At 62.3% G+C, this 19,068-nt stretch carries 17 protein-coding genes and 1 tRNA gene; 10 read left to right on the plus strand and 8 right to left on the minus strand.

What is annotated here, in order from left to right; genetic code table 11:
• Positions 1–90: 90 nt before the first annotated feature.
• Positions 91–2,994: an MMPL/RND family transporter gene (locus MAB_RS21845; RefSeq protein WP_005112285.1), complete on the minus strand. Its 2,904-nt coding sequence runs from the start codon at positions 2,992–2,994 to the stop codon at positions 91–93.
• Complete coding sequence (locus MAB_RS21850; RefSeq protein ID WP_005078169.1) at positions 2,991–3,422, minus strand: MmpS family transport accessory protein; 432 nt, start codon at positions 3,420–3,422, stop codon at positions 2,991–2,993. Before MAB_RS21850 ends, MAB_RS21845 begins: the two co-directional genes overlap by 4 nt.
• A gap of 179 nt (positions 3,423–3,601) precedes the next feature.
• On the opposite strand from MAB_RS21850, the gene MAB_RS21855 reads away from it, so the two are divergent.
• Both MAB_RS21855 and MAB_RS21860 read left to right on the plus strand, forming a co-directional pair.
• Positions 3,602–4,270, plus strand: a complete 669-nt coding sequence (locus tag MAB_RS21855) for a TetR/AcrR family transcriptional regulator (RefSeq protein WP_005112287.1) — start codon at positions 3,602–3,604, stop codon at positions 4,268–4,270.
• A gap of 442 nt (positions 4,271–4,712) precedes the next feature.
• A complete protein-coding gene (locus MAB_RS21860) occupies positions 4,713–4,907 on the plus strand; it encodes a hypothetical protein (protein ID WP_005112288.1) in 195 nt (64 codons plus the stop codon).
• 28 nt (positions 4,908–4,935) lie between these two features.
• Here MAB_RS21860 and MAB_RS21865 read toward each other — a convergent pair whose 3' ends face one another.
• Together MAB_RS21865 and MAB_RS21870 are read right to left on the minus strand one after the other, a co-directional pair.
• The gene (locus tag MAB_RS21865; RefSeq protein ID WP_021268907.1) at positions 4,936–5,835 is read right to left on the minus strand and encodes a hypothetical protein; all 900 of its coding nucleotides are present in this window, start codon (positions 5,833–5,835) and stop codon (positions 4,936–4,938) included.
• Positions 5,832–6,614, minus strand: coding sequence for an Asp23/Gls24 family envelope stress response protein (locus MAB_RS21870; protein ID WP_005112291.1), 783 nt, complete (start codon positions 6,612–6,614; stop codon positions 5,832–5,834). The genes MAB_RS21865 and MAB_RS21870 overlap by 4 nt, the downstream gene beginning before the upstream one ends.
• A gap of 404 nt (positions 6,615–7,018) precedes the next feature.
• On the opposite strand from MAB_RS21870, the gene MAB_RS21875 reads away from it, so the two are divergent.
• The 5 genes from MAB_RS21875 to MAB_RS21895 all read left to right on the plus strand — a co-directional run bounded on the left by MAB_RS21875 (position 7,019) and on the right by MAB_RS21895 (position 10,754).
• Positions 7,019–7,092 (plus strand) — tRNA-Gly (locus MAB_RS21875).
• A 358-nt stretch (positions 7,093–7,450) separates the two neighbouring features.
• Positions 7,451–7,762, plus strand: a complete 312-nt coding sequence (locus MAB_RS21880; RefSeq protein WP_005112304.1) for a WXG100 family type VII secretion target — start codon at positions 7,451–7,453, stop codon at positions 7,760–7,762.
• 5 nt (positions 7,763–7,767) lie between these two features.
• Positions 7,768–9,492, plus strand: a complete 1,725-nt coding sequence (locus tag MAB_RS21885) for a hypothetical protein (RefSeq protein WP_005112305.1) — start codon at positions 7,768–7,770, stop codon at positions 9,490–9,492.
• A 12-nt stretch (positions 9,493–9,504) separates the two neighbouring features.
• Positions 9,505–9,798: a hypothetical protein gene (locus tag MAB_RS21890; protein WP_005112306.1), complete on the plus strand. Its 294-nt coding sequence runs from the start codon at positions 9,505–9,507 to the stop codon at positions 9,796–9,798.
• 692 nt (positions 9,799–10,490) lie between these two features.
• The gene (locus MAB_RS21895; protein ID WP_005112307.1) at positions 10,491–10,754 is read left to right on the plus strand and encodes a hypothetical protein; all 264 of its coding nucleotides are present in this window, start codon (positions 10,491–10,493) and stop codon (positions 10,752–10,754) included.
• Between the two features lie 107 nt (positions 10,755–10,861).
• On the opposite strand, the gene MAB_RS21900 is transcribed toward MAB_RS21895, so the two are convergent.
• The gene (locus MAB_RS21900) at positions 10,862–11,518 is read right to left on the minus strand and encodes a TetR/AcrR family transcriptional regulator (protein ID WP_005112308.1); all 657 of its coding nucleotides are present in this window, start codon (positions 11,516–11,518) and stop codon (positions 10,862–10,864) included.
• A 292-nt stretch (positions 11,519–11,810) separates the two neighbouring features.
• Here MAB_RS21900 and MAB_RS21905 point away from each other — a divergent pair, with 292 nt between their 5' ends.
• From MAB_RS21905 to MAB_RS21915, 3 genes are all read left to right on the plus strand, one after another.
• Positions 11,811–13,235, plus strand: a complete 1,425-nt coding sequence (locus MAB_RS21905; protein ID WP_005095203.1) for a flavin monoamine oxidase family protein — start codon at positions 11,811–11,813, stop codon at positions 13,233–13,235.
• A gap of 73 nt (positions 13,236–13,308) precedes the next feature.
• Complete coding sequence (locus MAB_RS21910) at positions 13,309–14,652, plus strand: NAD-dependent succinate-semialdehyde dehydrogenase (protein ID WP_005095205.1); 1,344 nt, start codon at positions 13,309–13,311, stop codon at positions 14,650–14,652.
• Positions 14,649–16,217: an APC family permease gene (locus MAB_RS21915; RefSeq protein WP_005098504.1), complete on the plus strand. Its 1,569-nt coding sequence runs from the start codon at positions 14,649–14,651 to the stop codon at positions 16,215–16,217. Before MAB_RS21910 ends, MAB_RS21915 begins: the two co-directional genes overlap by 4 nt.
• Here MAB_RS21915 and MAB_RS21920 read toward each other — a convergent pair.
• The 3 genes from MAB_RS21920 to MAB_RS21930 all read right to left on the minus strand — a co-directional run bounded on the left by MAB_RS21920 (position 16,204) and on the right by MAB_RS21930 (position 18,884).
• Complete coding sequence (locus MAB_RS21920; protein ID WP_005079997.1) at positions 16,204–17,262, minus strand: GNAT family N-acetyltransferase; 1,059 nt, start codon at positions 17,260–17,262, stop codon at positions 16,204–16,206. The two genes, MAB_RS21915 and MAB_RS21920, sit on opposite strands and share 14 nt — an antisense overlap.
• 53 nt (positions 17,263–17,315) lie before the next feature.
• Complete coding sequence (locus MAB_RS21925) at positions 17,316–18,323, minus strand: hypothetical protein (RefSeq protein WP_005112309.1); 1,008 nt, start codon at positions 18,321–18,323, stop codon at positions 17,316–17,318.
• 150 nt (positions 18,324–18,473) lie between these two features.
• Positions 18,474–18,884, minus strand: a complete 411-nt coding sequence (locus MAB_RS21930; RefSeq protein WP_005078284.1) for a DUF6188 family protein — start codon at positions 18,882–18,884, stop codon at positions 18,474–18,476.
• Between the last annotated feature and the right edge of the window lie 184 nt (positions 18,885–19,068).

The raw sequence follows: 19,068 nt of genomic DNA on the forward strand, positions 1-19,068 counted from the left end.
AGGGCGCACGCCACGGTCGATGCGCACTATTACAGTGCCCGTAGCCGCTGAGGCGATGCTGAGAATTTCCTCGCTGCTGGCCAAGACTTTTCAGGAGGTAGAAGGCGCAGTCGGCGGTTGCGGTCCGGCATCCACCACCGGAAGCGGCGCCGTGACCGGTTCCGGTGCCTGTGTCTCGCGGCCACGCCGGACGATCTCGAAGACGTTGATCGGCCACCAGAACCACCGGCCCAGGGCCGCGGCGATTGACGGTGTCATGAAGGCACGGACGATCAGCGTGTCGACGATGAGGCCGATGCCGATGGTCATGCCCAACTGGCCCACCACGCGCAGATCACTGACGATCATCGACATCATGGTGAACGCAAACACCAGGCCGGCGGCGGTGACCACGCGGCCGGTGGCTCCCATGCCGCGAATCATGCCGGTATTGAGCCCGGCGTGGATCTCCTCCTTGAGCCGCGAGACCACCAGCAGGTTGTAGTCCGAACCCACCGCCAACAGGATCACCATCGACAACGGGATCACGATCCATTGCACGCCGAGCCCAAGGATGTCCTGCCACAACAGCACTGACAGGCCACACGCGGTGCCCAGGGACGCCGCCACCGTGCCGACGATGACCAGGGCCGCCACCACGGAGCGGGTGATCAGCACCATGATCGCAAAGATCAGGATCATCGACGCGATGACCGCGATCATCAAATCAATGGAAACACCATCCTGCATATCGGCATACATCGAAGCGGTACCCGCGATCGAGACCTTGGCATTGGACAGCGGAGTGCCTTTAACCGCGTCGGCAACAACACCTTTGAGGTCGCGGACGTGGTCGATGCCCTCGACCGAGGCCGGGTCGCCCTGGTGGGTGATGATGAATCGCACCGCCTTGCCGTCGGGTGAGACGAACATCTTGAGCCCACGCTTGAAGTCGGGGTTGGTGAATACATCGGGCGGTAGATAGAAGAAGTCGTCGTTCTTGGCCTGGTCGAAGTACAAGCCAATCTCCGTGGCGCCCTTCGCCAATTCTTGCTGTTGGGCTTGGGTTCCGGCCATTGTGCTGTGAGTGGCGATCATGAAGTCGCGCATCCTGCCCATCGAATCAATGGTCGTTCTCAGCACCGGCAGCATCTGCGGCATCAGCTGGTCCATGTGATCCATATCCGCGATGAGGCCGTGCATTTGATCGGCGAGCACGTCAACGCTGTCCAAAACATCGAAAATCGATCTCAGCGACTGGCAGATCGGGATGTCAAAGCAGTGCTTTTCCCAGTAGAAGTAGTTGCGCAGTGGCCGGAAGAAATCGTCAAAATTGGCCAAGTTGTCACGCATCTCTTGGATGGTCGCCTCCATCTCATGAGTCCGGCCCACCATGCTGTGCATGGTGCCCGTGAGTTCCTGCATGAGGCTGTACATCCGCTCCATACTGGCCACGGTCCTGCTCAGTTCGTCGGCCTGCTCAAGCATCTGCGCCGAGTTCTCGTTGTTGAACTTCGCGGTCTGCAGGGTGCCGGCGTTCTGCGCGCCCATCAAGAACGGGATCGAGCTGTGCTCGATCGGCGCGCCCAGGGGACGGGTGATCGTCTGTACCCGCTCGATACCGCGCATGTGCACGATGCCCTTGGCCACCCTGTCGATGACCAGCATGTCTGCCGGTGTGCGCAGGTCGTGGTCGGCCTCCAGCATCAGCAGCTCGGGGTTCATGCGGGCCTGGGAGAAGTGCCTGTCGGCGACCTCCATGGCGAGGTTGGCGGGCATATCGGCCGGTGTGAACTTCTGGTCGTTGTACTGCGGCACGTACGTCATCAGACTGACGAAACCGATGATCGCGATCAGGCTGGTCAACACGATGATCGGAATGGGCCAGCGCACCACCGACGTACCGACCTTGCGCCAGCCAGTGGTGGATAGCTTGCCCCGGGGTTCCAGGAGCCCGAACTTGGAGGCCACCGTCAACACCGCGGGCGCCAACGTCAGCGCTGCGGCCACGATCACCAGCACCGAGATCGCACACGGCAGCGCCATGCTCTGGAAGTAGGGCAGCGTGGTCATGGTCAGGCACAGGCACGCACCGACGATGGTCAGGCCTGAGCCCAGAATGACGTGCGAGACACCGTGATATGCCACGTAATACGCGTCTTCACGGCTCAGCCCCTTCGACCTCTCCTCGTGATAGCGACCGAAGAGGAAGATCACATAGTCCGTGCCGGCTGCCAGCGCCAGCATCGTCACCATGCTCACCGCGTAGGGAGTCAGTCCAATGACGTTCAGATAGCCCGCTGTCGCCGTAACACCTTGGGCGGCAAATAGTTCCAGTCCAATAATGACCATGGAGATGAGCATGGTGACGATGGAGCGATAGATGAACAGGATCATCACGATGATCACGCCCACCGACACCAGTTCCATGGTCGCCATGCTCTGGTGACCGGCCACCTGGGTGTCGGCGTTGAGCACGGTCGTGCCGGCGACATGGGCCTTGATACCCGGTGGGGCAGGCACGGAGTCGACAATGTGGCGCACCGCGGCCACCGATTCATGGCTGGCGCTGGTGCCCTGCGAGCCGTTGAGGAAGATCTGCACGTAGGCAGCCTTGCCGTCCACACTTTGGGAGCCCGCCGCGGTCAGCGGATCGCTCCAGAAGTCCTGGACGTTCTGCACGTGCTCGTGATCGGCCTTGAGCTTGGCGACGATGTCGTCGTAGTACTGGTGCGCGCTGTCGCCCAGTTTGTCGTCGCCTTCCAAAACGACCATCGCCGAGGAGTCCGAGTCGTACTGCTGGAACACCTTGCCGATGTTCAACATCCCCTGGTACGACTCGGAGTTCTGCGGACTCAGCGGCACCGACCGGCTGGCCGCCACGTCAGTCAGAGACGGGGTCACCGTGCCCAGGATGACCGCGAGCGCCACCCAGAACAGGATGATCGGCAGCGAGAGAACCCGGATCAGATGGCCGAGGAAGGGGCGGTGCGGCTTTGCGTGCAGATTGCTCATACGGATTTCACCAAGCAGTAGATGAACGGTTTGACTTTGTCTGCGCTGGAACGGTCGTCGCGCACCTGCCCGTCGACGGTCACACGGCATCCGAGATCGGTGACGCTACGGTCCCCCTGGGCGACGATATTGGCCGACATCGACGGCAGTGTCGTCACGATCGTGAATGACCAAGGGAGCGGCGCATTCTCGATCAGGTGGGGTTGGCCGTTCTCGTCGAGGTAATTGAGGTTTGCGGTGCCGCCGGAGCCGACGACCTCGTACGTGATGTGCTTCGGGTTGAAATTGGCGGTGATGCCCGATCCCTCGCCGAGTTTCGCTGGACGAGGCGCAGCGGAGCCGCGGATCTGCGCAATCGCATATCCACCGATCCCGACGACGACTACCAGCAGCAGCGGTATCCAGAACCGCTTCAACAGTCGGTACACCCGTGCATCCCCTTCTGCTTGTGCGCTGTTCAGGACCGCAGGTTCCTGCCGGTGAGGCGACTACCGAACGAGCGGCATCACCACTTTGTGTACCGCCGGTCTATTGCGTCAGAGACCGTACCACGGTAATAGACCGGCGGTTCACTATCGAGCGATTGGCGGCGGTTTACCATCGGGCCATGAACTTCCGGCGGGCGCGCAGCGAGGAGCAGCGCGAGATCCGTCGGCAAGCCATCCTGGAAACCGCCTCGTCGATGCTCAGCGACATGCCAGTGAGCCAGATCAGCCTTAATGAGCTGAGCCGTCGCACCGGGCTAGCAAAGTCGGCGATGATCCGCTATTTCGAGTCGCGCGAGGCTGTACTGCTGGAACTGCTCGACGGCGCCCTGCGGGATTGGGTGACCGAAATTGTGACGGAGCTCTCTCGCGACACGTATGACGGTTCGGCGCAGCAGCGGGCCGACCACCTGGCGGCCCTGCTCAGCCGGTCGCTGCGAGAGCACGCTGTGCTGTGCGATCTGATGACCGCACAGCCGGGCGTCCTGGAATACAACGTCTCACCCGAGACGCTGCTGTGTTTCCGGCGATCCGCCCACACCACCATCGCCAGATACACCGACGCCATTCGTAGCTTCATCCCCGAGCTGGGCGACGATTCCCAGAGCGTGTCCCTTTCCACCGTGGTGACCAGCGCGGCACTGTGGATGTACGCCCAACCGTCGGCCAGCGCGATTGCCGCCGCCGAGGCCGAACCCGCGCTGGCGGACATCTCGTTGAACTTCGACACCGACCTGGAAACCATGCTGTCCCGGCTGATCATCGGCGCCCTGGTCAAGCGCTCTTCCTGATCGACTGCCGATACTGCCGACTCCGGCGCGGACCGGAGCGAGCTCGCACATGTAAGCTGACACGCCGAGAGGTCCCACTAGCTCTAATGGACGGGGCCGCTCTCCGCCGATGGGGACCGGATGACAATCGCCTCTTCGCATTTCGTAGTCGGTGAGCAGACTTTCCCTGAAACGCCGACACTCCGATTCTGAAACGCCTGGCTTCGTGCCGGATCTCCGAAATTCCGCTCCACGGCTACCCCGAACACCCCTTCTGTGCATGTCAGCCCAATAGGAGCCAGTCCTACTGTCGGCCCATAACCGACCTCATCGACCCCAAAGCCCCGCCTGACAGCACCTGCTGCACCGTCTCCCTGAAAGACGGCTCCCCGTTTCTACACCCACCCCTCGGGGTGCTTGTCCCCTCACACCATCCGGGCCGCCTGCGGACCCGCAGTATCTGGTGGCTCATGTCACGGAGGTGTTGGACGACCGCATGATCGGCAAGGTGGCTGTCCCGCAACTGATGGACGGAATCGAGGTGGACGACGAAGAAGTGGAGCTGCGACGAGCCATCGGGTGTCTCCTGTTCTGCTTGGAGAGTCGGACAGCCTGCATCGTGGCGCGGGCCACCGACAACCTCGGCATAGCAGGCTGACGAATACGCTGCGCCGCCTGGAGCGCCATCAAGGCTGATCCCGGACGACCATTCCACGCTCCTCCAAGACCGCACGAAAGTCCTCTTCCATCTGCCCCACTTGACTAGCGATAGGCGATAGCGGATTCGTGCTGAAATACCAGACAAGGCTCTCCCATTTTGGCGGCGTCAGTTCGGGCAGTACCCCTAGTTCAGGTGCACGGACGCCCTTCTTTCGTGAGACCTCGGCTACGAGCGTCCCCTCAAGTCGGACAACAGACTTGAAGTGCTTCAAGAAACCGTTCCCTGCTTCACTGCCACTGACGACTCGTATCGCGACAACCGCAATTCTTCCCAGCGACCAGGAGACCTGTGTCAACCCCACACCTCTTCCTCCGTCAGGGAAGATCAGACACCCCGCGCCCGCAAATGTGTGGCTATGACTGGGGCACAGCGTCCGCCCGACGAAGATGTGCCAATCCGTCATCTCTTCACCGTTGTAAAGCGCAACGAGATCCCCAGGCTCGAGAACGTGTGGATTCTCGTAGTAGCAGCGCAAAATTGCCACTTTGATCGCCCATCTCCGAAGCGCGGCAGCGTCTATGGAAACGGCATAGGGATCTTGGAGCCACGGCAAAACGACCATATCCAAATCATTCATCCAACCGTTATTGCAGTGGTCGCAGACAGGTTGGACCACCAACTCGAAAAGCGGTTCTGGGCGTGACGAGATTGGTTTGAAGTCAGTTCCCACGTACCTGGTGAACTCCCTGATCCCCAATGGCTCCGTGGCGTTAATGAACATACTCACATCCAGTTTTTCCTTCCAGGAGGACGGGAATATATGTTCTCGGGTAAGAATTACTGTCTGCGATGTCGGGTCGCGTGGGTCCACCAAATCCCCTTTTGCCCGATCACAAAAGACGCACCGGCTCGTGTCCTCTGTCACCAGGAATGCTCCTTACCCGAATCGCTTACTCTGCGGACATGCCCGATCTCCTCTGTGTCCCGAATCTTCTTCTTGCGGTAGTCCTTCGCTAGCTGCCTACTCGTCACTACCGCAGGCGCAATCGTGGGAATGCTCACGGGAGGAATCAGGCTGGGCATCCCAAACACCCTGAGCCGCTTGTCGATATACCGCTGCGTCTCCCACGACAGCGCAACCTCAACGGGCTGTGAACGAGCACGGCCTTTCTGTTCTCCGAACACGAACGCGATCAGCGCGAGTACGCAGTAGCCCAGCGCCATGCCCATCCAGAACCAAGTCAACCAGGCACGCTCCCACAAGTCATCGTTCCACCGACGCATCACCCACCCCGCCAAGGTCATCGCAATCGAGAACGACACCGGAAGCACCCACGCCACGGTCGCAAACCCCGTTTCCACCAGCCCGCCGATCCCGACCAGGGACGCAAACGATGCACGGCTGTAGGACGCGAAAAGCGTCCCGAGAAAGGCCAGCGTGACGAATGCAAAGTGAGTGACCCCGATTCTGCTCGGGTCGCTCATCCACTGATGCGCTGTATTGAGCCACGCGGCTGGTGATGCCCAGCCAGTCCACGTGAAGAACTTCGACAGCCCCTCGAACGGCGTTCGGAACCCCTCATCACCCGGCAGTGCACACCATGCACTGAGTAGCCCGATGGCGCTCGCCGCCACCATGTACGGCGTTTCCAGCTTCAACGCCAATCCCTCTTTGACAGTGCTGACAAACCCCGACGGCTCCATCCGAGTCCCTTCCGTCACTCGCCTGATTCACTGACGCTAACGGCGAGGTCTGACATCGCCGGCTCACATTGGTGTCCCCCGCCTACCATCGAGCGGTGAGCCGCATACGTCACGATGGCGGGTGCTCGACAACAGTCCCGAAACGCCATCACCCATGCCGTCTTCGAGCAAAGTCACCCTCCACCCGACCAGACTCTCGCCGCCCAGACCCCAGCCCCAAGCACCTCGCTTCGGGGCCATCGGCGGCCAGCCCCGCCCCTGATACACTTCCGTCGCGGTCTGGAACCAGCGAAAACACCACCACCTCGGTGAGATTTTCTCGCGTCTCATCACCGCAGCAACACCGAAGATCAGCACGGAAGCACCTGTTCAGGATTGTCATCAGGGTTTTCATCTGGTCTCCCGCCGATGTAGTTCAATGGCAGAACATCAGCTTCCCAAGCTGAATACGCGGGTTCGATTCCCGTCATCGGCTCCACATCTACCTACGGTGATGGTGTTCGAATCTGTTTGGCCCGCGCCCCTCAGGGTCACCAAAGTTCCCACTCAGACCGACCGGCTACATTGTCCGCTACCGAATGGGTCAACGGATACCGAGACGCGCTCACACCACGCCGCGAATCCTGTGGCGGTGGGGGTCGCGGGGTTCTTTAAGCGTCCGCTCGGGCTGTTAGAGGCGGGGATTCCGGTGGCGGTTCCGAGCGGCCAATATCAACCAAATTCCGCCCAAGAAATAGTGCGGGCAAGTGTCCTGGCGAACACGCCCCGCTATACAGCTACCGAGCCGCGCGGTACTGTGCGCGTAGTAGCTAGCTGTCTGAGGGGGTGTTGTTGCTGTGGGGGCATTGCAAGTCAGTCCTGAGTTGCTGCACCGTTCGGCCAACGAGATGGATCGGCTGCTGGCAGCGCATCGGGCAGCACATGCTAAGGCTCACGCGGCGATCAGCACGGCGATGTCGGGGTGGGTTGGTGGTGCCGCGTCGGCGCTGGACAGTGAGTCGACGCAGTGGCAGGGCCATTCCAAGCACGTTGAGAACGAAGCCACCCACTACCGCGATGCGTTCGATCGGATCGGGTACGCGTTCGCCGGGATAGAAGAGCAGAGCGCGGTCAATATTCTGGGCAGCCGTCCGCAGGCTAAGGCGTAGCCTTTATGTCGTTGCCGCTGGCCGATATCAAGCGCGCCAAAGTCCAATCATTCCGCGATGTAGCCGACGCTCTCGACGGGATGGCAGGCGCGAATCGGGATATGAAGCGCGGTGTGGAGCGGCTGCCGATCATGGGAGACGGCTGGAAAGGTGTCTCTGGGGAGGCCGCTCATCACGATCTGGATGCGCATGGCAAGTATCTCGACGGGCACGCCCAGGCCCAGCAGAGCGCTGCGGCCAAGATCCGGGCCGCTGCTGATGAGTTCGAGGGCGTGCAACAGCTGCTTAAGAAGATTGAAAATGACGCCGCCCAAGGCAAATTCACGATCAACTACGACACTGGCGAGGTCACCCCGCCTAGCGGCAAGTATGACAAAAACGAGCTGGACTATCTGACCAACACGCTGCGTCAGATCAGCGCTGCCGGGGGTGTCGCCAACGCCGATCTTGAGGCAGCGGTGAAAGCTGCCCAGACACTCCCGGACCCGTCTGGTGCTGTGGCTCAAGGCCTTCCGGCGATGCCCGGCTCGGCTATCAAGCCCGGAGGTGTTGCCGCTGGCTTGGAGCACCTGGCCGCACCCGACCCGAATGGTGATCCTGGTGCGACCAAGGCCGCTGCTGCGGGCGCCGACACGCAGGCGAACTACAAGGAGTGGTACCCGAGGACTCCTGGGTCGGGCGACAAGCTGACCATCGACCCCAGTAAGGCGGGCAGTTTCACGGGGACGGTCGGTGCGCTCGAGAAACTTCCCGGCGCCCCCAAGCCTGCGGACGGTTTCGGTTCTGGTGTGGCCAGGCAGTTCGGGCAGGGGGTTAACAGCCGCGTCGACGGGATAATTGATGAAGCTAAGAACCTGACCGGACAAGGCGGACCCGGCTCTCCGGGCGTGGCTGAGTCCTGGGCGAAGTTCGCCCTAGGCACCGCCGATCAGATGGCCAACCCACTCGGGTCCCTGCCCGGCGAGGTCAAAGACGCAGTCAACGATCCCGCAGGATTCGCAGGCAAGAAACTGTTCGACGTGTCCTCGATCGCCGCCACCGGTCCACTCGGCGGCGAAGCCGCAGCCGGAGCACGCGGCCTCCTCGGCGACCTCACCGGCGCAGAAACACGAGCACTCACCCACGACATCCCCGACACACACCACGGACCAGCACCGCTCGATCATCCATCACCTCACGTGGACCACCCGCCGACAGACAGCGACCACCACGCGCCGGCGGTCAGTGATCACAATGGCGGATCCGGTGGCGACCACTCAACACCCGGAGACTCGCCACCACATTTCGCGCCCCTCCCTGATACAGGGCCCTACCAGTTGCCGGAACGGGCGCAGCTCGCAACACCTTCGGACGGCGCATTCTTCTGGTCTGGCAGAAACGTAGACGGGACGGGCATCGGCCCGATTTCCGCGGGCGGCAACGGAGCAGCTGACCTTATCGCCGACGGGAGCCGCGCAACCACGCTTGAGGGACTGCTCGATAGCCAAGGGATAAAGCCGCCGAAGTGGAGTCCAACCGACGACTATGCACAGAAGTGGTGGGATGGAACCTCACAGATGTACGCCGAGAGCGCATCGGGAGAAGTTCGCGCTGTCATCGGATCGAACTTGCGCCCCGGAAATGTTTGGCAGACAGTCGAACTCCCTCGACTGATGGACAATCCGCATGTCAACCGGATCGTTGTAATTGACCCGGATACCGGTATCGAGACCACTGTATTTCAGCGTTAGGATTGACTTGAAATGGACGCAGACCTGATAAACGAAGCGATCGTGACGAGTATTCAAGACTCGGCGATACCTCGGGTCGACCTGCAAAAGCTAACCGACCAATACGGTCAGGACGAAGGAAACCAGCTCGGGGAGCAAGTGGTCAAGATCGTTCGCGAAGCCGTTGCTATGCCCATCGACTGGGGCACCATGACACTCGCCGAAGGCGTCAACGACATCATGGGCAGATTCAGCCAGAAACATCCCGAGCTGTCCCCCCAGGCCCTAGAGGAAATCGGCCGCTGCGTCGGATGGCAGCTGCGCTGACCACTTAGCGCGCACTGCGCTCGTCTATCCCTACGGCGAAGATGCGCAATCCGATCAGCGTCAGCAGTGGGGTCATGGCACCAAGGCTACTGGATACGGAAGCGCTTAAATGACTCCGTACTTTCCCGCATAAAAGCCGCGTCGCCGGGAACGACAAAGTATTCGCACGGACCCAAAAATAGGTCTAATAGCCTTAGACCGCAATACGTTAACGAACTTGCGCAAATTTCGGCAGACGCATTCCTCTCAAGCTGAATACGCGGGTTCAATTCCCGGCATCCGCCCCACTATTTATGCTCCGTCGGCCTGTTTCGGGATCACATTTGCTCCTCACGGGCATAACCTGAGCGGCAAGCGTAATGCGCCTGGTCATAGTCGTGTATCTGTGTCGCCGGTTGGACAACCCGTCGTGTCGGACCAACTAGGGCCCCAGTCATACTGGGCATCTGGCGCCCGGGTTGTGATCGGGCTCCACGTCAACAAGCTCCACCGGCCAGAAGTTGTGTGCTTGCACCCATCTGGCATGGCCTGTGCTGAAAACGAGCTGCCCGAGAAAGCGATAGACACTGCTGTCCACAGGCCACACAGCGTGAGGCCCTGGCGAGCTTACGTGATCGGAGAAATCCACTAGCCAGCACTGCACCTCGACCGAAACATGCACATGACCGTTACCCGAAAGGCGGTGGACATCGATGAAGTTTGAGGACGTCTACTTCTCCAAAGAGGACCGGTACTCGATGGGCACAGAAACCGATTCAGGCCGGCACTACGTCTCCATGCCGGTCAGCAATGGACTTGTCGACTACGAAGAGTATTACGAGATCGACGCCGAACAGTACAAGCTGTTCTTGGCCAACACGTCTGCCGCAGTCTCGTTCATCGAAGCGTGCCGAAAGCACGAACATGACGATCGGTTGATACAAAAGCCGGGCACGAATCGTGGTACGCCGGCCTGAGCGGGTACTGAACCCGAACGTATCCAAAACGCCTGTGCGGGTGGATGAACCCGATCAGTCACCGACATGCTGCGAGAAATCTCGCCCTAAGCCACAGTGCCACACCCTCACTGCCGCTGCACCGGCAACCTCACCCCGGCCCAGCCGCGTCCTGTCCCCCAAATATGGTGCAGTCCAATGAGGGCTGCGTCCAGCCCCATGGTGAAGACCAGATCGTGCGCACGCGTCTGTCGCTCCCGCACCGAACGCGCGAATGCCTCATAGACGCGGCCCATCTGCGGCGCATTGGCCGGGTCATACGGCGCGTACACGTCGGTCGGACCGGGCGAATCCACCGCGGCACCGAAGATGAAGGTCTCAAGGATGCTCATCGATGCGATGATGCTCTCCTCCGGCCAGCCCGCAGCGGCGAACCCCGCGGTAACCCGTTGGTACATACCGGATGTCAGCGGCGCCTGCGCCAGCGGGACCTCCACGATCAGCGGCACCAGTTCCGGTCGGCGGCGCAGCTGATCCAGGTAGCTCCACGCCCACCGGGACAGTGCCTCACGCAGCGGGACGACGCCGAAGCCGGAGACATCCAGGCCCGCGGTGAATCGCTCTTGCACCGCCACCAGCAGCCCGGCCCGCGACGGAACGTGGTTGTACAGCGCGGCCACGGTCACGCCCAGCCGGACCGCGACGGCCCGCATCGTCAGCTTGCGCAGTCCGGACGCGCGCAGCTCGGCGAGCGCCGCGTCGACAATGCGGTCGCGGTTGAGCACCCCGACAGATGGCCGACCTCGCCCGCGGCGTGCGGTGTCGTCACTCTCGCGATCCCTCTGCATCGTGATTGATCCGTTCCTCAGACGTCTACGCCCGGCCAAAAATTAACTATCTACCCGTCATTGACGGCTAATTTACCCAGCTAGAAGCTCTAAAAAATGAAGATTCGATTTCTGAGCTAGTCGACCGGGGCGGCGAAGTTCCTAGCATTGTGACTCACGCCACCATCGGGGATTACCTACACCACGGTGCAGTCCGGACCCTTCCGGCGTCAATTCGAGAGGACGTTTCGTGACCGAATTTGCCGTACCCACAACCACCCACAGCGGACCAGCCGTCGAGCGTGACGTGGTGGTCATTGGCGCCGGAATCTCCGGCTTGATGACTGCCCGCAGGCTCGTCCAGGCCGGGCACTCTGTCGCGGTGCTTGAGGCGCGGGACCGGGTCGGCGGACGTACCTGGTCGCAGATTATGGACGGCGAGTTCTTCGAGATCGGCGGCCAATGGATCTCCTCCGACCAGGATGCGCTCAAAGATCTGCTGGCCGAGCTCGGCAAGAAAACTTTTCGCCGGTACCGCGAGGGCAACTCCGTCTACATCGGCCAAGACGGTGAACGACGTGAGTTCACAGGGGATTTCCCGGTCCCCGAGGCCACTCTGCAACAGGTGAATCAACTGATCCACGCCCTGGACTCGCTGGCCGCGGAGATCGACGCCGCCACCCCATGGCAGCACCCGCGCGCCGCCGAGCTCGACGCCATCCCGTTCGCTACCTGGCTGGCCTCCAACAGCGATGACAAGGAGGCCCGCCGAATCGTGGGCCACTACATCGCGGCAGGCATGTTCACCAAGCCATCTCATTCATTCTCGGTATTGCAGGCCATGCTGATGATTGCCTCGGCGGGGAAGTTCGAGCACCTCATCGACGAGGGCATCTTGCTCGATGAGCGTGTGGTCGGCGGCATGCAGTCGGTATCGCAGCAGATAGCCGACGAACTCGGTCCTGACGTGGTGCACCTGTCCACCCGCGTTCGGCACCTGGCCTGGTCCGACGCCGGAGACGGATTGCCCTCCATCGTCTCCGCCGTCAGCGACAGAGTCACCGTACGGGCGCGATTCGCGGTGCTGGCAATACCGCCGAACCTGTACAGCACCATCGACTACCAGCCGCCGCTACCCCGCATCCAGCAGGTCAGCCATCAACACCAATCCATGGGCCTGGTGATCAAGGCTCAAGCCGTCTACGAAACACCGTTCTGGCGCGCGCACGGATTGTCCGGCACGGGTTTCGCGTCCCGCGAACGGATCTGCGAGGTCTACGACAACACCGTCGCGGATCACCCGCACGGCACGCTAGTCGGCTTCGTGGCAGGCGAGCAAGCCGAGGAGACCTGGGCGCTACCCGACGACCAGCGTCGCGGCGCGATCCTGGAGTCGTTCGCCGCGTACTTCGGAGACGAGGCCAAGCGGCCGCTGGCGGTCTACCTTTCCGATTGGGGTACCGAGGAATTCACGCGCGGCGCCTACGGTGCCAGCTGGAGCATCGGCGGCCTCAGCCGCTGGGGTCACCTACAAAACCGGCCGGTCGGCCCCATCTTCTTTGCCAGCTCCGACATCCAAGGCATCGGCTATATGCATGTCGACGGCGGCGTGCGGATCGGTACCGATACCGCGAACCGAATCAACTCCGCACTGCTCGCCCCCGTCAACAGCTAGACCACACGGCACCAGCGAGTGTGTGCAACGCTCGACGAATAACCGAAAACCCGATCCCTGCAAGGAGAATCCCGTGACCGAATACGCCGTAACCGATCCTGCTACCGGCGATGTCGTCGCCACCTACCCCACCGCTACTGACGCCGAGTTGGATGCCGCCCTGACTGCCGCGGCCGAGAACTCCCGCACCTGGCCTACAGACACCACCGTCGCCGATCGAGCAGCCCAGATGCGCCGCGTCGCCCAGCTGCATACGGAAAAACGCGAGATGCTCGCCGACATCATTGTGCGGGAAATGGGCAAACCCCGTGACGAGGCTCTCGGCGAGATCGACTTCTGTGCCGCGATCTACGAGTACTACGCCGACAACGCGGAGAAGTTCCTTGCCGACGAGCGCATTGAGCTACTTGCCGGAGAAGGCACGGCCGTGATCAAGCGTTTCCCGATCGGGGTGCTGCTGGGCATCATGCCGTGGAACTTCCCCTACTACCAGGTGGCCCGATTCGCGTGTCCGAATCTCTTGGTGGGCAACACCATTGTGCTCAAGCATGCCCCTCAATGTCCGGAATCCGCTGAGGCGCTCGCACTTTTGTTCGCCGAGGCAGGGCTGCCGGCCGGCGCATATCTGAACATTCGTGCCGCCAACGAGCAGGTCGCCGGCCTCATCGCGGACCCTCGCGTCGCCGGAGTGTCCTTCACGGGCTCCGAGCGTGCCGGCGCCGCAGTCGCCGAGATCGCCGGCCGGAACCTGAAGAAGTGCGTCTTGGAGCTTGGCGGCTCCGATCCGTTCTTGGTGCTCTCTTCCGACGACCTGGATGCCACCGTCGAGGCCGCGGCCGCCGCCAGATTGGACAATACCGGGCAAGCTTGCAACGCCGCCAAGCGATTCATCGTCGTGGACGAACTGTATGACGCGTTCGTCGAGAAATTCACGGCCACATTGCTCGCCGCCGCCGACGGCATCGCTCCGCTCAGCTCGGTGCGTGCCGCGCAGACCTTGGAGGCACAGGTCGCTGCCGCCAAAGCCGGTGGCGCCACTGTCATCTCTGCCGGTGAGCGCCGCGGGGCCTTCCACCCGCCTGCGGTCATCACCGGTCTGACCGCCGACAACCCGGCCTACGGTCAGGAGCTGTTCGGCCCTGTCGCGTCGGTGTATCGGGCGAGCAGCGAGGACCAGGCCGTCGCCATCGCCAACGACACCCCCTTTGGTCTGGGCTCCTACGTCTTCACGACCGACCCCGAACAGGCGCAGCGGGTGGCGAACCGCATTGAGGCCGGAATGGTTTTCGTGAACGGAGTCGGTGCTGACGGTGCCGAACTGCCATTCGGCGGTATCAAGCGCTCCGGCTTCGGCCGCGAGCTGGGCCGGTTCGGCATGGAGGAATTCGTCAACAAGAAACTCATCCGCACCCTGTGAGCCAGCGAAGCGACGCCTTGAGTGTCGGCGGCAAGGGCCTGGCGGGCGGGCAGATCGGTACCTTCTCCGGTGCGGTGCTGGGGATCTCGTCCGTCGCTCCCGGCTATACCCTGTCGGCCAGCCTGGGGCTGCTGGTGGCCGCCGTGGGCTTGAAGATGCCGGCCATCCTGATCGCCGGTTTCCTCCCGATGTTCCTCACCGCGTACGCCTATCGCGAACTCAACGCGAAAAATCCCGACGCCGGAGCGTCTTTCACATGGTCCAGCCGCGCGTTCGGACCATACGTCGGCTGGATGGCGGGCTGGGGGCAGGTAGTCGCCTGCATCATCGTGCTGTCGAATTTGGCGGCGGTGGCGGTGCAGTTCTTCTATCTGTTCATCGCGCAGGTCTCACACCATCTCGCGATCGCGGATCTGGCCTCGAACAAACCCGTGAATATCGCCACCACGCTGGCGATCATGCTTGTCGCGACGTACGTCGCGTGTCGAGGCATCACCACCGGCGAGCGCGTTCAGTATGCGCTGGTCGGGTTCCAGATGCTGATGTTGTTCGGCTTCGCGGGGGCCGCGCTGTGGAAGGTCGGGACCGGTGCGGCGCCCGGGCACCTGTCCTTCGATGCCGACTGGTTCAACCCGTTCAGCGGGTTGACCATCGGCGCCTTCGTCGTCGGTGTCACCGGTTCGGTGTTCGCGTTCTGGGGGTGGGACACCTGCCTGACACTCGGCGAGGAAAGCAAAGACCCCGACCGGGTGCCCGGGCGCGCGGGCCTGTTGTCCGTCACCTCCATCCTGCTTACCTACCTGCTGGTAGCGGTGGCGCTCACCATGTACGCCGGGGTCGGTACGACCGGGCTAGGCCTGGGCAATCCGGCGAACGAAGAGAACATCTTCGGCGCCCTTGCCGATCCGGTATTGGGACCCTTCTTTGGGCCATTCCTTTCCCTCGCGGTGCTGGCGTCCGCGGTCGCCGGTCTGCAAACCACCTTCCTGCCCCTGGCACGGGTGATGCTCGCAATGGGCGTCTACGGCGCCGTCCCTCGCAGGTTCGCAGAGATCAGCCCACGGTTCCTGGTGCCCCGCTTTTCCACCATCGTGTCGAGCGCGGTGACGGCGGTGTTCTACACGGTGGTCACGGTGCTATCCGAGCACACGCTTACCGACACGATCGCCGCGCTGGGCATCATGATCTGTTGGTACTACGGCATCACCGCATTCGCGTGCATCTGGGAGTTCCGACACACGCTCTTCCGCGGCGTCCGGAATGTGGTGTTCCGCTTCCTGTGCCCGTTGTTGGGCGGTGCGATGCTCCTCGTCATCTTTGCGATCTCGATTCGCGAATCGATGGATCCCGCCAATGGCAGCGGGTCATCGATCGGCGGCATTGGCCTGGTCTTCTTCCTCGGTTTCGGAATCCTCGCGCTGGGGGTGGTGCTGATGCTCGTCCAACGCGCCGTCGCGCCCCGGTTCTTCACCGAAAACACTTGGCACACCGGATCGGAGAAGGTGATCGCCGAAACGCTGGTACCCGAATGCCCAGAGCCCGCCAAGGACCTCAGAACTGTTTGATCAGGCTGATCGAACGGTTCACCAACGAAAATCCAAGACCCTCGTACAGCGCCACGGCACCGGTCGGGCTGTCCGCGTCCACGTCCAGAACGGCGCGCTGCAGCCCTTCGTGGCGGTAAGCGCGCATCGCGTGCGTCAACAACGCCTGCGCGAGTTTGCGCCCGCGCCAATCGCGCCGCACGCCCAGTAGATCGACGAATCCAAACGAATAGCCGTTCGCCTCCCACTCCTCCTCATTGACATCGCTGAGCAGATAGGCGACGACGATGTCCTGCCCCGCAGCATCGCGCGCGACGGCCACGAACGACAGGTCAGCGCGAAAGGCACTGAGCCTATGGGCCGCTTCCCAATCCTCGCGGGCTTCTGGCTGACTGCCCCAATGATCACGGAACGCCTCGTTATGGGCGTCACGGGTCGGCTCGGACCATTCGGGACCGTAGGTCTCGATCCGTATGCCTTCAGGCAGAGTCACGTCCGGGATAGGTTGAGCCAGATCGCGTTCCAGCTCGTGCCACCATCTCACCGACTCATAGCCGTTGCGGTGGAACAATTCAATTGTCCACACAGCGTGCTCCTCGGCGCTACTAGCCAGCCAGCCAGGCAAGCATTCATCCGATTCCGCAAGATGCTGCAGTCCCCGCTGTTCTTGCCACCGCAGCACACTGGACCCGATTCCTTCGCCGCGCCGCTCGGGATGCACGGTGCCATCCAGCGCCACCCACACGACTGTTTCGTGGGCGGATTTCACGGTCGCCGATCCGAAGGCCACCACTCGGCCCAACGAGTCGACGGCGATGACCGAGTCGAGCGCCGGATCGAAATCGTCGTCGTCGAACTCCTCCTCGAGTTCATCCAGCATCACCAGACTGGTGGGGTGATCGACCGCACCCGCGGCGCGCCAGAGTTCGAAGAGAGCGGGTATGTCCTCCTTGGTTGCCGCGCGCCACGTCAAATCGGCTCCAGCCGAGGGTATTTCCACAACATCCGGCGCATCGACCCGTTCGCTCAGCGAGGCCTGGGCCGTCGGTACCGTGTGGGATGTCATGGGTTCAACCCTATTTGCGACGCCGAATTCGCCGCAACAGGATTATGTCGGCGTCAGGGACGATCGGTCTTCGCGGGTTTGCCCGGCGCAGCCGGCTTCTTCGCGCCGACATCGCCGAACGCCTTTTTGATCGCCCCGCCCAGCCCGCTCATTGGGTTCGGCTGCTTGATCTTCGCGGCACTGCCCGGATCAGGTCTCGACGAAAGAGCCGGTGGTCTCGGCAACGAAGCCTGCCGGTTGGACTTCGGATCAAGGCGCACCACCGGAGTTTTCGCCTGCGGCGCCATCGTCTTGACCAGCTCTACGCTGGCGGCCGGCGCCCGGGGATGGGCGGCGGTGACGTCCGGCGCCTTCCCTTCATCCTTGGCGGCTGTCGCGGGAGTGATCGGAATCGGCTTGGTCAGCGCGTCTCGGACGGGCGCGACCGATTCGGAGATCGTGGTCGCCACCGCTTCCCCTGCCGCTTGCACGGCCTTACCCACATTGCCGGTGCTGCCCAATGTCGTCAGAAACGCGTTCGGTACCCGGGTCACTATGAGCGTGAGTTGTTCGGGCCCATGGAAAGCCACCGCCCAGAACACCTCGGTGCCGCGTACCGCGGCAGCCTCCAGCGGTGTGTGTACCGCAGGCAGTGGCTCGGGCCCCGGCGGATTGTTCAATGCCCCGAACAGATCGGAGCGGACCTGCCCCAGCGCCCCGGGCAGACCGCCGGGCTGGGTGATCGCCGCCTCGCCGATCCGCACGAGCCCCACCGCGATCACCTCGGTACCGAACTGCGTGCGTGGAACCACCTGATCCAGATCGGTGCGAATGAGCCCGGTCCAAATCTCGTTGGCCGTCCCGCTTACCGTCGCGCCGGTCAGCCCGAGCGCTTGCACCACTGGCTGCCCGGCCCGCAGCCGGGTCACCAAGGTGGCCGGTGCCGCCAGCACCGAGGCCGGGATCTGCACGGCACCCTGCACCACGAACGGGCAGATCAACGAGCAGTTCTGTACCTGGTTGGCCAGAAACTGGGTGAGCAGCGCCCCGGGCGCCGGCTGCACCGACGCCGTCAGACCCACGTCGAATACCGCGCTGCGCTCAGCCGTACCCGGCGGAGCACTTACTCCGGCACCGGCCGTGAGTATCGCTGACGCACATGCCACCGCGAGAAGTCTCACGTTGTAACCACGAACCAACCCGGTGCCGGGTTCGACCGCGACGAAAACGGGTTAGGCCCCGGCTTCCTCCGCCACGTCGTGGCGCACCACACGAACCTTGCCGCGCGGCAGACTTGCCACGTATCCGTGGTACTTGCCATAGATCTCCCACGCCGTGTCGAAGTCGTGGTGCGGCACGTCGATCACGTGGTCGTCGGAGAACTCCATGTGCAAATCGCCTGCGTCGTTCCATCTGGCCTCGGTACAGGTGGAACCCGAGATGCTGAAGAGCGGACGCTCCTCATCCAGAATGGCCTTCGGATCGACGCAGACGATTTCCCGTGGCCACTTTCCCGCTGGGGGAAGCGTGAGCCACATCGGCACGGCGATAACCACCTCGTTGTAGTCACCCAGGCTGATCACCAATCCGTCACGGAACATGATCCGCTGGACTGGACAGCCCTCAATCCATGCTTCGGACATACCTTCACTCTGAACCCGCCCGTCAGCTAGCACAAGGGCTTGACGGCACAAGTTTTATTGTCAAAACTGGTCGAAACGTAAACGTAATTTGCGCTGCCTAAAACCCCTGGCGGCACCCCTTTTTTTGCATGAAATCCAGCCCTCTCCGCCGGCCTCCACCGAGTTGACGGCTTCGTCGTCTTGA

The sequence above is a fragment of the Mycobacteroides abscessus ATCC 19977 genome (genome assembly GCF_000069185.1).
Lineage (GTDB): Bacteria > Actinomycetota > Actinomycetes > Mycobacteriales > Mycobacteriaceae > Mycobacterium > Mycobacterium abscessus.

Excerpts from the sequence above, each read along its gene's own strand:
- MAB_RS21885 (WP_005112305.1), top strand. The coding sequence starts at position 7,768 with ATGTCGTTGCCGCTGGCCGATATCAAGCGCGCCAAAGTCCAATCATTC.
- MAB_RS21920 (WP_005079997.1), bottom strand. The coding sequence starts at position 17,262 with ATGACATCCCACACGGTACCGACGGCCCAGGCCTCGCTGAGCGAACGG.
- MAB_RS21895 (WP_005112307.1), top strand. The coding sequence starts at position 10,491 with ATGAAGTTTGAGGACGTCTACTTCTCCAAAGAGGACCGGTACTCGATG.
- MAB_RS21890 (WP_005112306.1), top strand. The coding sequence starts at position 9,505 with ATGGACGCAGACCTGATAAACGAAGCGATCGTGACGAGTATTCAAGAC.
- MAB_RS21845 (WP_005112285.1), bottom strand. The coding sequence starts at position 2,994 with ATGAGCAATCTGCACGCAAAGCCGCACCGCCCCTTCCTCGGCCATCTG.
- MAB_RS21855 (WP_005112287.1), top strand. The coding sequence starts at position 3,602 with ATGAACTTCCGGCGGGCGCGCAGCGAGGAGCAGCGCGAGATCCGTCGG.
- MAB_RS21870 (WP_005112291.1), bottom strand. The coding sequence starts at position 6,614 with ATGGAGCCGTCGGGGTTTGTCAGCACTGTCAAAGAGGGATTGGCGTTG.
- MAB_RS21930 (WP_005078284.1), bottom strand. The coding sequence starts at position 18,884 with ATGTCCGAAGCATGGATTGAGGGCTGTCCAGTCCAGCGGATCATGTTC.